16 protein-coding genes are annotated in these 12,510 nt (G+C 52.9%); 10 read left to right on the forward strand and 6 right to left on the reverse strand.

Translation table 11 applies throughout. From position 1 onward, the window contains the following. Window positions 1-82 precede the first annotated feature (82 nt). The 3 genes from prfA (at window position 83) to CCY01nite_RS08325 (ending at window position 2,687) form a co-directional block, all read left to right on the forward strand. Window positions 83-1,159, forward strand: a complete 1,077-nt coding sequence (gene prfA, locus CCY01nite_RS08315; protein ID WP_146859580.1) for a peptide chain release factor 1 — start codon at window positions 83-85, stop codon at window positions 1,157-1,159. Window positions 1,160-1,286: 127 nt separating this feature from the next. Continuing rightward, complete coding sequence (locus tag CCY01nite_RS08320; RefSeq protein ID WP_146859582.1) at window positions 1,287-1,862, forward strand: hypothetical protein; 576 nt, start codon at window positions 1,287-1,289, stop codon at window positions 1,860-1,862. A 141-nt stretch (window positions 1,863-2,003) separates the two neighbouring features. After that, the gene (locus tag CCY01nite_RS08325; protein ID WP_146860968.1) at window positions 2,004-2,687 is read left to right on the forward strand and encodes a YiaD family glycine zipper/OmpA-like lipoprotein; all 684 of its coding nucleotides are present in this window, start codon (window positions 2,004-2,006) and stop codon (window positions 2,685-2,687) included. Between the two features lie 74 nt (window positions 2,688-2,761). Here CCY01nite_RS08325 and CCY01nite_RS08330 read toward each other — a convergent pair whose 3' ends face one another. Next, window positions 2,762-3,946 carry an aspartate aminotransferase family protein gene (locus tag CCY01nite_RS08330; RefSeq protein ID WP_146859584.1) on the reverse strand — a complete coding sequence of 395 codons (1,185 nt, stop codon included), beginning with the start codon at window positions 3,944-3,946 and terminating at the stop codon, window positions 2,762-2,764. 34 nt (window positions 3,947-3,980) lie between these two features. On the opposite strand from CCY01nite_RS08330, the gene CCY01nite_RS08335 reads away from it, so the two are divergent. Next, a complete protein-coding gene (locus CCY01nite_RS08335) occupies window positions 3,981-4,502 on the forward strand; it encodes a gamma carbonic anhydrase family protein (RefSeq protein ID WP_146859586.1) in 522 nt (173 codons plus the stop codon). A gap of 48 nt (window positions 4,503-4,550) precedes the next feature. After that, complete coding sequence (locus CCY01nite_RS26620; RefSeq protein WP_186830965.1) at window positions 4,551-4,700, forward strand: hypothetical protein; 150 nt, start codon at window positions 4,551-4,553, stop codon at window positions 4,698-4,700. A 172-nt stretch (window positions 4,701-4,872) separates the two neighbouring features. Here the strand turns inward: CCY01nite_RS26620 and rsgA are convergent, their stop codons facing one another. From rsgA to CCY01nite_RS08360, 5 genes are read right to left on the reverse strand one after another with little or no spacing between them, the layout of a single operon-like run. Beyond that, window positions 4,873-5,802 (reverse strand): ribosome small subunit-dependent GTPase A, encoded by a 930-nt coding sequence (rsgA, locus tag CCY01nite_RS08340; protein ID WP_146859588.1) that lies wholly within the window; start codon window positions 5,800-5,802, stop codon window positions 4,873-4,875. 18 nt (window positions 5,803-5,820) lie between these two features. After that, window positions 5,821-6,831 (reverse strand): vWA domain-containing protein, encoded by a 1,011-nt coding sequence (locus tag CCY01nite_RS08345; RefSeq protein ID WP_146859590.1) that lies wholly within the window; start codon window positions 6,829-6,831, stop codon window positions 5,821-5,823. 7 nt (window positions 6,832-6,838) lie between these two features. Further along, window positions 6,839-7,837 carry a hypothetical protein gene (locus CCY01nite_RS08350; protein ID WP_146859592.1) on the reverse strand — a complete coding sequence of 333 codons (999 nt, stop codon included), beginning with the start codon at window positions 7,835-7,837 and terminating at the stop codon, window positions 6,839-6,841. An 18-nt stretch (window positions 7,838-7,855) separates the two neighbouring features. Beyond that, window positions 7,856-8,722 carry a DUF58 domain-containing protein gene (locus CCY01nite_RS08355; RefSeq protein ID WP_146859594.1) on the reverse strand — a complete coding sequence of 289 codons (867 nt, stop codon included), beginning with the start codon at window positions 8,720-8,722 and terminating at the stop codon, window positions 7,856-7,858. 13 nt (window positions 8,723-8,735) lie between these two features. Continuing rightward, window positions 8,736-9,737, reverse strand: coding sequence for an AAA family ATPase (locus tag CCY01nite_RS08360; RefSeq protein ID WP_146859596.1), 1,002 nt, complete (start codon window positions 9,735-9,737; stop codon window positions 8,736-8,738). A gap of 248 nt (window positions 9,738-9,985) precedes the next feature. On the opposite strand from CCY01nite_RS08360, the gene CCY01nite_RS08365 reads away from it, so the two are divergent. The 5 genes from CCY01nite_RS08365 (at window position 9,986) to CCY01nite_RS08385 (ending at window position 12,507) form a co-directional block, all read left to right on the forward strand. Next, window positions 9,986-10,321 (forward strand): hypothetical protein, encoded by a 336-nt coding sequence (locus tag CCY01nite_RS08365; RefSeq protein ID WP_146859598.1) that lies wholly within the window; start codon window positions 9,986-9,988, stop codon window positions 10,319-10,321. A 5-nt stretch (window positions 10,322-10,326) separates the two neighbouring features. Further along, on the forward strand, window positions 10,327-10,989 hold the full coding sequence (locus CCY01nite_RS08370) for a peptidylprolyl isomerase (protein ID WP_146859600.1): 663 nt from the start codon (window positions 10,327-10,329) through the stop codon (window positions 10,987-10,989). A gap of 43 nt (window positions 10,990-11,032) precedes the next feature. Continuing rightward, the gene (gcvH, locus tag CCY01nite_RS08375; RefSeq protein ID WP_146859602.1) at window positions 11,033-11,413 is read left to right on the forward strand and encodes a glycine cleavage system protein GcvH; all 381 of its coding nucleotides are present in this window, start codon (window positions 11,033-11,035) and stop codon (window positions 11,411-11,413) included. A gap of 33 nt (window positions 11,414-11,446) precedes the next feature. Beyond that, the gene (locus tag CCY01nite_RS08380; protein ID WP_186830966.1) at window positions 11,447-11,830 is read left to right on the forward strand and encodes a VanZ family protein; all 384 of its coding nucleotides are present in this window, start codon (window positions 11,447-11,449) and stop codon (window positions 11,828-11,830) included. A gap of 251 nt (window positions 11,831-12,081) precedes the next feature. Then, on the forward strand, window positions 12,082-12,507 hold the full coding sequence (locus CCY01nite_RS08385; RefSeq protein ID WP_146859606.1) for a helix-turn-helix domain-containing protein: 426 nt from the start codon (window positions 12,082-12,084) through the stop codon (window positions 12,505-12,507). Window positions 12,508-12,510 lie beyond the last annotated feature (3 nt).

Here is a 12,510-nt window from a genome sequence, read left to right on the forward strand (position 1 = left end):
TAGGCAAAAATGTAATTTTGCAACCCGAAGCAATTACGAAATAAGGATTTTTCCTTGGTAATTGATAATTCGTTCAACACTTATGATAGATAAATTAGATGCCATCCGGGGAAGGTACGAACAGGTAGAGCTGGCGCTGACCAATCCCGAGGTTGTAAAGGATAACAAGCAGTTCAGCAAGCTGAGCAAGGAATTCAGGCAGCTGGAAAAGATCGTAAAGGCTTACGATGCTTACCGCAAGCTGCTGGATACTATTGCCTTCAACAAGGAAGTGCTGGAAAGCGGGGATGAAGAGATGCGGGAACTGGCGAAGGAGGAAACGGAATCCCTGGCGGAGCAGAAGGAGAAAGCGGAAGCGGACATCCGCAACCTGCTGATCCCCAAAGACCCGCAGGACGAGAAGAACGCCATCCTGGAGATCCGCGGCGGCACCGGCGGCGATGAGGCCAGCCTTTTCGCGGGCGACCTGCTGCGCATGTACCTGCGTTTCTGCGAGAATAAAGGATGGAAAACATCGATCATGAACGAAAACCCCGGCGCCGTGGGTGGTTATAAGGAAGTAGTGGTGGAAGTGACCGGGGATGATGTATACGGCACACTTAAATTTGAATCCGGCGTACACCGCGTGCAGCGTGTTCCTGCTACGGAAGCGTCCGGCCGCGTGCATACCTCCGCTGCTACGGTGGCCGTGCTGCCCGAGGCGGAAGATGTGGACGTGGAGATCCGCGAGGCAGACATCAAAATGGATACCTTCCGTTCTTCCGGCGCGGGCGGTCAGCACGTTAACAAAACGGAATCCGCCGTACGCCTGACCCACATCCCCACCGGCGTGGTGGTAGAATGCCAGGAAGGCCGCAGCCAGCACTCCAACCGCGACATTGCCATGCGCATGCTCCGCACCCGCATCTACGAAGCGGCCGTACGCAAGCATGAGGACGCCATCGCATCCCAACGTAAAAGCCTTGTTTCCACTGGTGACCGCTCCGCGAAGATCCGCACCTATAACTACCCCCAGGGCCGTATCACTGACCACCGCATCGGGATGACCATGTATAACATGGACGCCTTCATGAACGGCGACATCCAGGAAATGGTGGAAGCCCTGCAGTTCGCGGAGAATGCCGAGAAAATGAAGTCCGGCGACCAGATGGTAATGTAATTTTAATATGCCGGGAAACAACAATTTGCGGAAACGGGTGTTATTTATCCTACAATAGTCCGGATCAGTCGATTGAGCATTTGTACCTGTATCATATCTATTTCATTCCATCTTAAACTATTACAACATGTTGGACCAATTATTACAACTGGTGCGCGATAACGCCCAGGATGCCGTGGTGGCTAACCCCGCCGTACCCAATGACCAGAATGAAGCTGTCATCGGAGAAGCTACCAAAACCGTTGCAACCGGCCTGCAGGACGCCCTTGCCAGCGGCAATCTGAAAGACGTGATGGGACTGTTCAACTCCAACGGCCAGGTGGACAATAGCAACCCCGTTGTGAACAACATTTCCGGCAACCTCATCGGGAACCTGCAGGAAAAATTCAACCTGAACGGCGGCACCGCCGCTTCTATCGCCGGCTCACTCATTCCCGCCGTGCTGGGCTCCCTCGTAAAAAAGACCAACGATCCCAACGACAACGGTTTCTCGCTGGACGGTATTTTCAGCTCCCTGACCGGCGGCTCCACGCAAGGGCTTAACCTCGGCGGACTGCTCGGCAAATTTGCGGGCGGGCTGGACAAAGACGGTGATGGCGATGTGGACCTGAACGACCTTACCAGCATGATCAGCAATGGCGCCAAACAGCAACAGAGCGGTGGCGGCCTGGGTGGTTTGCTCGGCGGCCTCTTTGGCAAGTAATCCGTTTCTTTCTAATTGCTTACCAGGCATTTACATGTGGAAAACCGATATTGGCAAACTATTTGCAGAAGCAACTTTGCATTGAAAAGAAGGCAAGCAAATTTTCCGATAAATCTCTATTAATGTTAAAACTTAACTATGATGAAAAGAATGAATGCAATGGTGGCGTTAGCTTTGGCGGGGACCTTGTTATTGGGTAGCTGTAGCACCTGGCAGGGCATGAACAATACTAAAAAAGGCGCGGTGATCGGCACAGGCGGCGGCGCAGCTGCCGGCGCGGCGATCGGTAAAGCTGCCGGTAATACGGCGCTCGGCGCTATCATTGGCGCTGCCGTAGGTGGTACCGCGGGTGTGCTGATCGGTAAGAAAATGGACAAGCAGGCGGAAGAGATCAAGAACGAAGTTCCCAACGCCACTGTAGAACGTGTGGGTGAAGGTATCAACGTGACCTTCAACTCCGGCGTGCTGTTCGGGTTCGATAAATCAGACCTGACATCCACCGCGCAAAGCAACATCCGTGAGCTGGCACAGGTATTGAACAAATATCCTGACACGCATGTACGGGTGGAAGGCCATACGGACGACACCGGTGCGGATGCTTATAACTACAGCCTTTCCGAGCGCCGCGCGAAATCGGTAGCAAACTACCTGATCGCACAGGGCGTTGCCTCCGGCCGTGTACAAACATTCTGGTATGGTGAAACGCAGCCCAAGGTTGCTAACGACAGCGAAGCGAACCGTGCGCAGAACCGCCGTGTTGAATTCTCCATCTACGCCAATGAAAAGATGAAGTCAGAGGCGAAGAATGAAGCCGGCAAACAGTAATCAGCGTTAGTTTTTATTTCTCATAAGCAATTAGGAGTGATCCTCCCGGTTTACCGGGAGGGTTTTTTTTATGCTTATACGAGCTGGTCAAGCCCCGCCAGGATGATCTTGCAGGCCGTTCTGATCTCTTCTTCGGTAATGATCAGCGGCGGAACGATGCGCAGGCATTGCGGTGCAAACAGGAACCAGTCGGTGATCACGCCGTTCGCGATGCAGTAGTCGATCACTTTTTTGTTGGAAGGAAAATCTTCCAGTTCAACGGCCAGCATCAATCCTTTTGAGCGGACCGCCTTTATCTTTGGATGCTGCAGCAATTGCAGGAAGAGCTGTTCTTTGGCCGCCACGCCGGCGATGAGGTTTTCGGCCAGCAGCGTTTGCATGCCCGCCAGTCCAGCGGCACAGGCCACCGGATGCCCGCCGAAAGTAGTAATATGACCGAGCACGGGCTGATGCGTGAGGCTCCACATCACTTCACGGTTGGCAATGAAAGCGCCCATGGGCATGCCGCCGCCGAGGGCTTTGCCCAGGAGCAGGATGTCCGGCACGATGTCATATTGCTCAAAAGCCCAGAGCGAGCCGTTGCGGCCAAGGCCGCATTGTATCTCGTCCAGTATCAGCAAGGTACCCGTTTCTGTACATTTTTTGCGTAAAGCGTGTAGCCATTCCCGTTGGGGAGCGAGTACGCCTGCTTCCGCCTGCACGGTTTCCGCGATCACGCAGGCGGTACGGTGCGTGATTTGACCGATCGCTTCCATGGCGTTGTGCGTGAGGTGCTGTACGTCCGGCAGCAGGGGGCGGTAGGCATTGCGCCAGTTTTCATCTCCCATGATGCTGAGCGAGCCTTGTGTAGAGCCGTGGTAGCTGTTTTTGAAGGCAATGATCTCCGTGCGGCCGGTGTATCGCTTGGCGAGCTTCATGGCGCCTTCCACCGCTTCCGTGCCGGAATTGGTGAAATACACGCTATTGAGATTGGCGGGCAGATGTTCCGTCAGGTACTTTGCGTAAGCCACCTGCGGCGACTGCACAAATTCCCCATATACCAGCAGGTGCATGTAAGTGCCGGCCTGTTCGCGGATGGCCTCCACCACGGCGGGATGGCAATGCCCGATGTTGCAGACGCTGATGCCCGCGATCAGGTCAAGATATTGCTTCCCGTCCGCATCCCACATGTACATTCCCTGCGCTTTCACGATCTCCAGTGCCAGCGGCGCGTCGGAGGTCTGCGCAACATGCTGTAAAAAAAGCTGCCTGTTATTCATTGGCGCGAAGTTAGTGAAGTTCTATATTTGTAGCATGCCAGTAATATTACCAGTTAAAGGAGTATCTCCGCAAATGGGCGAGCATTGCTTCATTGCGCCCAACGCCACCATTGTTGGCGACGTGATCATGGGAAAGGATTGCAGCGTATGGTTCAACGCCGTTGTGCGCGGCGATGTGAACAGCATCCGCATGGGCGATAAGGTGAATGTACAGGATGGCGCCGTGATCCACGCCACGTATGAGAAAACGAAGACCATCATCGGCAATAATGTGTCCATCGGTCATAACGCCATCGTACATGGCTGTACCGTAGAGGATAATGTGCTGATCGGGATGGGCGCTATTGTGATGGACAACGCCCACATCGGCAGCAATACCATCATTGCCGCGGGGGCGGTTGTGCTGGAAGGCACCATCGTGGAAGCCGGCACCATCTATGCGGGCGTTCCCGCGAAAAAGGTGAAGAATGTCAGCCAGGAGCTGATCCACGGCGAAATCGACCGCATCGCGAATAATTATATCATGTACGCGGACTGGTTCCGGGACCAGGTATAATCATGTTATAAAAAAATACTATATTGTGTAGGCTAATTCCCTGTCCCTATGAAAAGAAAATGGTTCTTACTGCTCTGGCTGGCCTTTTTGTTGGCCGGCTGTGCTTCCCAGAAAGCCGGTTGCCCCGGCAGCACTTTTTACAACAAGAACAACGCGAAACAGAACGGCAGGGCGGCGAAACAAATGAAATTATTCTAAACCATGCCGTTATGCGCAGATTGTGTTGTTTATTGATGCTGACCGCCGGCCTTGTTATGACGGGCTGCCGTACGCAAAAAACCGGTTGTAAAGTTCCCAAACGGAATATGGGCGCGGAGCGAGTGATGGATGAAATGAATCAGCCCAAAAAGAGAGGTTTGTTTAACAGAAATTAATAGCTGTTCTCTTCAATGCTGTGCCAGATAGCAACATAGCTCAGGTAGCGTTCCATGTCCAGATTTCCCGCTTCCACGGCTTCTTTCACCGCGCATCCCGGCTCGTCCAGGTGCTGGCAGTTATTGAACTGGCATTCGGTGATGTAAGGCTGCATGTCCAGGAAGTAATGCGACAGCTCGGCGCGGGGAATATCCACGATCCCGAATTCCCGCACGCCCGGCGTATCTATCAGCGTACCGCCATCCGGCAGGTCGAACATCTCCGCAAAAGTGGTGGTATGCAATCCTTTCCCGCTCCATCCGCTCACATTTTTTGTGCGCAGTTCCAGGCCGGGCACCACGCGGTTGATGAGGGTGGACTTCCCCACGCCGGAATGCCCGGAAATAAGCGTGGTCTTACCTTTCAACAGTTCCCTCACCTCATCCGTTCCTTCATCCAGGCTGGCGGCGGTCAGCACAACGGTGTAGCCGATGCTTTCATATACGGCTTTCCAGTGCGCGAACTTGTCCATTTCCTTCGCTTTGTAAACGTCTTTTTTGTTGAAGATGAGGATGACCGGCACGTGGTAGGCGGCGGCCGTGACCAGGAAGCGGTCGATGAAACCCTGCGAGGTGCGCGGTTCCTTTACGGTGCAGACCAGCGCCGCCTGGTCCAGGTTAGCGGCTACGATATGTTTTTTGTGCTTGCCCTGCGGGGAACTGCGGACGATGTAATTTTTTCGTGCGGCGATGTCCGTTATTACGGCCGTGCCCTGCTCGCCTTCTTCCAGGCTGATGGTCACTTCATCGCCCACGGCAATAGGGTTGGTGGAAGTGATATCTTCGTCCTTTTTGAAGATGCCCTTCATACGCGCCTGAAAAACGTCGCCTGTAGCGGTTTTGACAGTGTACCAACTGCCGGTGGATTTGTAGATCCTTGCTTGCACGGGGCAAAGATAAGCCAATTAGGGAAGTCTTTTGAAGAGCGTGTACCGCAGCACCACTTCCAGCAGCAGGCAGGCCAGCGCGATCATGGCAAGCGGGAAGAAATGTTCCTTAAAACGCCGGTAGGAGGTGATCTCCACCTTGGTGCGTTCCAGCTTGTCGATCTCGTGGTAGATGTTCTGCAGGGAAGCGTTGTCCGTAGCGCGGAAGTAGCGCCCGCCGGTTTCGGAGGCGATCTTTTTCATCAGCGGTTCATCGATCTGCACATCGGTCATCTGCATTTGAATGCTGCCGTCCGGCATGGTGGTGGGGAAGGGCGCTTTGCCGGTGGTACCTACGCCCACGGTGTATACCTTGATCTTGTATGCTTTCGCTATTTCCAGCGCTGTGAGCGGATCTACGAGGCCGGTGTTGTTCACGCCGTCTGTCAGCAGGATGATCACCTTGCTTTTTACCTTGCTGCTGTGGAGGCGGTCCACCGCGGTGGCAAGGCCCATGCCGATGGCGGTCCCATCCTGCAGCATGCCGCTGCGGACCTGCATGATCTGTTGTTTCAGCACGGTATGGTCCATTGTGATGGGGCACTGGGTGAAGCTTTCGCCGGAGAAGATCACGAGGCCGATGCGGTCGCTGATGCGGCTGTCCACGAATTCCATGGCGGTTTTCTTGGCGGCTTCCATGCGGTTGGGGCGGAGGTCTTCCGCCAGCATGCTGCCGGATATGTCTATGCTCAGCACGATGTCTATCCCTTCACTGTCGATGCTTTCTGAAGTATTGGATGTTTGCGGGCGCGCCAGCGCTATCACGAGCGCGGTGAACGCGATGATGCGCAAAGCCGGCAGCAGTGGCCGGAAACGCACTTTCCAGGATACGGGCAATCCTTTCAACCCTTGCAGGGACGATACCTGCAGGGAGCCCTGGAATTTGCGGCCCGCTTTAATGGTCCACCAGATCATCACGGGGATGAGCAGCAGCAGCCAGAAGAAGGCCGGGTGAGCAAATTCAATATTTTTCCAAAGTTCTGCGTTCATCGTTGATCTACTGGTTTGTACTGTTGTCTGCCGGGTTGTTCGCCGGCATGGCGGTGGCTTTCGTCCATTCCACGATGGCAATGGCCTTCTGCAGGCAATCTTCATGCTCCTGCGGCGAGGGCTGCATCTTGGCGAATTTCGCCAGGTCCGCCACCACCAGGATCGCCTGCAGCTTGTCGCGCTGCTGGTTCAGGATGGTCACCGGCTTGATGTTCTGCAGCAGCTCGGCGCTCGTTTGTTCCAGCGCGGCAATGTGGAACTGTTGTTCAAAATATTGCCGGAGGATATCGGTGAGCTGTGTATAATATGATTTAACGTCCGTGTTCCAGGGCTTGTCTTTCCCGAGCTGTTCAAGCTGCTCCATCGCCAGCTGGTAGGGCGGTTTGGAAGGTTTCGGCGGCGCGGGCGGCGTCTGGGGCTTCCGTTTGCGCCAGAACACGAAGTAAAATACGATCAGTACGGCGAGCACCAGCGCGGCCAGCAGGTAAGGCCAGTAGTCCAGGATGTTCCAGGCAACGGACCGTAACGGCTTGATGGGCTTGAACGCTTTGGTGGTATCTACCGCCACGGTATTCACGTCAATGAAGATCGGGTCTGTGAAAACGGAATCGTAGGAGCCGTCTGTCACGGAGAACACTTCGAACTTCATGGGCGGCAGTTCCCAGCGGCCGGAATCGAAGCTGGTGAGGGTGATCGTCTGTTTCCATACTTTCTGGTTGGCGTCGGAGCCGATAGTGTCCAGCGGTGTGCGTTCCACGATCTCGAGGTGGTTCAGCGAATCGGGAAGGTTGGGGAACACTACCTTGATCTGGGCGCCTTTGAGCGCGTAGATCATCACTTTGGCGGTGACCGATATTTTAACGGCTTCGCCTATACGTATTTGAGTGGTGTCCGGTATTGCTTTCACCTGGAAGTAGTCCTGGTACTGTTCCTGCGCCATCAGCGGGCTGGTGGTCCATAAACATCCCAGTAAAGCGAAAACGAATATTTTTTCTTTCAGTCTCATCCGGTGTAACAGTGAAGCTTATACCCTGTTCAGGAAAAATGTCTGTAATACTTTTACGTAATCTTCATCGGTGCGCACGCTGATCAGTTCCGCGCCGCTTTTCACGAAGGCGCTGCGGCAGTACTGCGCATGCTGCTGGAATTGCCGGGCATAGTACTCGCGTACGTTTTTGTCGCTGGTGTCTACCCATTGCGAGGCGCCTGTTTCGCCGTCCGTCATCTTGATCATCCCTACCGGCGGCAGCTCTTTGTCCCGCGGATCGTACACCTGCACGCCTACTACGTCGTGGCGTTTGGAGGCGATGTTCAGCGCGTCCTGGTAATTGCCGGAAAAGAAGTCGCTGAGCAGGAACACGATGCTGCGTTTCTTGGTGGCGTTGTTGAAGAAGCGCAGTGTTTCGGAGATGTTCGTTCCTTTTCGTTTGGGCGTAAAGGATAGCAGCTCGCGGATGATGAAGAGGATGTGCGATTTGCCTTTTTTGGGCGGGATATATTTTTCCATCCCGTCACTGAAAAAGATCACCCCTACCTTGTCGTTATTCTTGATGGCGGAGAAGGCCAGCACGGCGCAAAGCTCGGTGACGAGGCTGCGTTTGGAATGCTGGGCGGTACCGAAAGATTCGCTTTCGCTCACGTCTACCAGCAGCATCACCGTCAGCTCGCGTTCTTCTTCAAACACTTTCACATAGGGATGATTAAAACGTGCGGTCACGTTCCAGTCGATAGACCGTACATCGTCCCCGAAGTGATAATCGCGTACTTCGCTGAAAGACATACCGCGGCCTTTGAAGGCGCTGTGGTATTCTCCCGCGAAGATGTGATTGGTCAGCCCTTTGGTCTTGATCTCCAGCTGGCGTACCTTTTTGAGTATTTCTGAAGTCTCCATGTTTGTTGCAGGTTTATGGCACTTCCACCGCGTTCAGTATCTCGCTGAGGATGTTCTCGCTGGTCACGTTCTCGGCTTCGGCTTCATAGGTGAGCCCCACGCGGTGGCGCATCACATCGAAGCATACGCTGCGCACGTCTTCCGGAATTACATATCCCCTGCGTTTCATGAAAGCATATGCTTTGGAAGCGAGGGCCAGGTTGATGCTGGCGCGGGGAGAACCGCCGTAGGCGATGAGCGGCTTCAGTTTGCCGAGCTTGTATTCATCGGGATTACGGGTGGCAAACACCACATCGATAATATATTTTTCGATCTTTTCATCCATATACACTTCCCGTACGAGCTTGCGCGCATGCAGTATTTCCTGCGGGTCTACAACGGGCTGTACCTTGGCCTGGCCTTCCGGCTGAAGGTTCTGGCGGATGATATGACGTTCTTCTTCTTTGGTGGGATAGCCGATCACTACTTTCAGCATAAAGCGGTCTACCTGCGCTTCCGGCAAGGTATAAGTACCTTCCTGCTCGATCGGGTTCTGGGTGGCCAGTACGAGGAAAGGCTCTTCCAGCTTGAAAGTGGTATCTCCGATGGTCACCTGTTTTTCCTGCATGGCTTCCAGCAGGGCGCTCTGCACTTTCGCGGGGGCGCGGTTGATCTCGTCCGCCAGGATGAAGTTGGCGAAGATCGGTCCTTTACGGACCATGAACTCGTTGCGCTGCTGGTTGTAGATCATGGTACCTACAACGTCCGCCGGCAACAGGTCGGGCGTGAACTGTATACGGGAAAAACGTGCGTTAATGGCGGATGACAGGGATTTGATGGACAGTGTTTTAGCCAGCCCCGGCACGCCTTCGAGCAGTACATGCCCCTGTGCCAGCAGGCCGATCATCAGCCGCTCAACCATGTACTTCTGGCCTACGATCACCTTGTTGATCTCCAGGTTAAGAAGATCAACAAAAGCGCTGGCCTGATGGATCTTTTCGTTCAATTGACGGATGTCGTACGATGTATTTTCCATGTATTTGCATTTCGAATTCGCTAAAATACGTTTTCTGGGCTTAAACCTTCTGCCAGCGCGGGACCGCCATCGTTAAAATGCTGTTAAATCGCTCTCCTGTAGCGCCTTCCCGGCAGACAGATATGGTTTAAAAAAAATTCCAATTTAAGAAAGCAGTTTGATATTTACAGCAATTTTTTAGGTAAACCGTACATTTGTCGCCGTTAACGGCTGCAATCGGTATGCCACAGATCATTAAAAACCAATGAATGAACAACGACGACTTTGATATAAGATGGAAAAAAGTGGAAGACATGCTGACGGAGCGTTTTGGCAAAACCCCGAACATGGAGGCCATCCTGATGCTGATAGGGATACAGGAGCTGAACAGCGTCAAAAAGAAATTTACCAAGGAACAGAAGCAGGACCTGATGCATATTGCGGTGTGCTCACTGCTGAGCCAGAGCGGTTATTACGAGGCCGAGGGCAGGGATAAGGACGGATGGCCGCATTTCAGGGAGCTGACGCCGGTGCCGAAAATGGGGCTGGAAGAGCAGGAACGTTTCCTGAAAGAGCATGTGATCGCCTATTTCGAAGAAGAATAAAAAATATGAAGAGAACGCTACTACTGTCCATTTGCCTGTTTACCGCCTTCGCCGCCAGCGCGCAACGCAACCGTAAAGTGACCGTATCCACGGATTTCGGCACCATGGTGATCCGGCTGTATGACCAGACGCCTTTGCACCGCGATAACTTTATCAAACTGGTGAAAAGGCATTTTTATGACAGCCTGCTGTTCCACCGCGTGATCGGGCATTTTATGGTCCAGGGCGGGGACCCGGAATCAAAAAGGGCCAAACCCGGGGCGCAGCTGGGCAATGGCAGCGTGGGATATACGGTGCCGGCGGAGTTCCAGCTGGACCTGTTCCACAAAAAAGGCGTGCTGGCCGCGGCGCGGGACAATAACCCCGCGAAAGCCTCGGATGGTTGCCAGTTCTATATCGTACAGGGAAAAAAGTTCACGGACGGCCAGCTGGATACGCTGGAGCAAACGCGGCTCGGCGGGCGCAAGATTCCGCTGGACCAGCGGGAGGTGTACAAAACGATCGGCGGAACGCCGCATCTGGACCAGAACTATACCGTCTTTGGCGAAGTAGTGAAAGGGATGGAGGTGATCGACAGCATCGCCGCGGTGAAGACGGACAGGAACAACCGGCCCTTGCAGGACGTGCGGATGAAGGTGCGGCTCAAAAAGAAGTTTTTATTTTTCTGAACATAATCTTTCTTTAATTTTACCGCTTAAAATCAAAATCAACATGAATTTTCCGTCACAGTTGCGTTACACCAAAGACCACGAGTGGGTTTTGCTGGAAGGAGATACCGCTAAAATAGGTATCACAGATTTTGCACAGCGCGAGCTGGGCGATATTGTTTTCGTGGATATCAATACCGTGGGCAAATCCCTGCAGGGCGAAGAGATCTTTGGCACCGTGGAAGCGGTAAAGACCGTTTCAGACCTGTTTCTGCCGGTATCCGGCACAGTTTTGGAGATCAATCCGCAACTGGAAAGCAATCCTGAACTGGTGAACAGCGATCCGTACGGTGAAGGCTGGATGGTGAAAGTCCAGGTGAACAACCCTGCCGATGTGGAAGCGCTGCTGACCGCGGATGCTTATAAAGCACTGGTGGGTGAATAATTGATGAATGAAATCAAGACAAAAAATATCAGCATGAGGATGATCCGTTATTATCTGCCAGCAATGGGATGGATCATCCTCATCCTTTTTTTATGCACGATGCCGGGCTCTTCGTTGCCGAAGGCGTCGTTGTTTGACAAGCTGCATGTGGACAAGATGGTCCACTTTTTTCTGTTTGGCGGAACGGTGATCCTGCTGGCATACGGGTATTTCCGGCAGCGGGGGCGCATCAGCGGCGCGATGCTGCTGTTGCTCGCGCTGGTAGCCAGCTTATATGGCCTGGCCATAGAGTTTATTCAGAAGTATTACACGGCCAACCGGAGCTTCGAGATCATGGATGTGGTGGCGGATACGTTGGGCGCTTTTACGGGCGTGCTGATCTTCCGGTTTATCGGGAAACGGTTTTTGAAGAAGTAATACAGCTGGTGTTTGAAATGAATGCATGCGTCCCGCGGGGCGCTTTTTTTTTGCCTGTATGCGTGTATGCGTGAAAAGAAGGTCGCAAATTTTTGCTCTTTTCAACAAAATGTTTGGATTTCGAAGATGGCATTAAGCAAGTCTGATATTTTCTCGGTATTGACGTTTTAAATTTGGCCGCGGTATTGAATTCCCCTAATTTTATCCGGTATTAAAGACTGATTATTAACCTATTAACTGAATTAACCCCTATGAGTATAGGTCCCACCATTAGAAAGATCCGCGAAGCAAGGAATGTTACACAGGAGTATATGGCGTCCCGCTTGAAGATAGGCGTAACGGCTTATGGAAATATTGAGCGGAGCGATGTCAAACGGTTGCCCGTGCAAAGGATTTTTGAAATTGCTTCCATACTGAATGTTGATTATACCGATATCTGTGGCCGCCCGGATAAGTCTGCCGCTAATCCGGATGAGCGGTTAAAGATGCATGCCGCCATTTTAGGGTTGATGGATTATTTCAGTAAGGACAAACAGATGCTTTGTGAACTGTTGAAAATTTATAAAGAAACGCATGAGCGCACCGATGCGATGTTGCAGGATCATGCGAAAGCGATGGTAAGGGTGATGAAGATGCAGCAGGAAATCCATCAATATCTGCTGACGATGAAGAAATAGGTT

It is taken from the genome of Chitinophaga cymbidii (assembly GCF_007992715.1).
GTDB lineage: Bacteria > Bacteroidota > Bacteroidia > Chitinophagales > Chitinophagaceae > Chitinophaga > Chitinophaga cymbidii.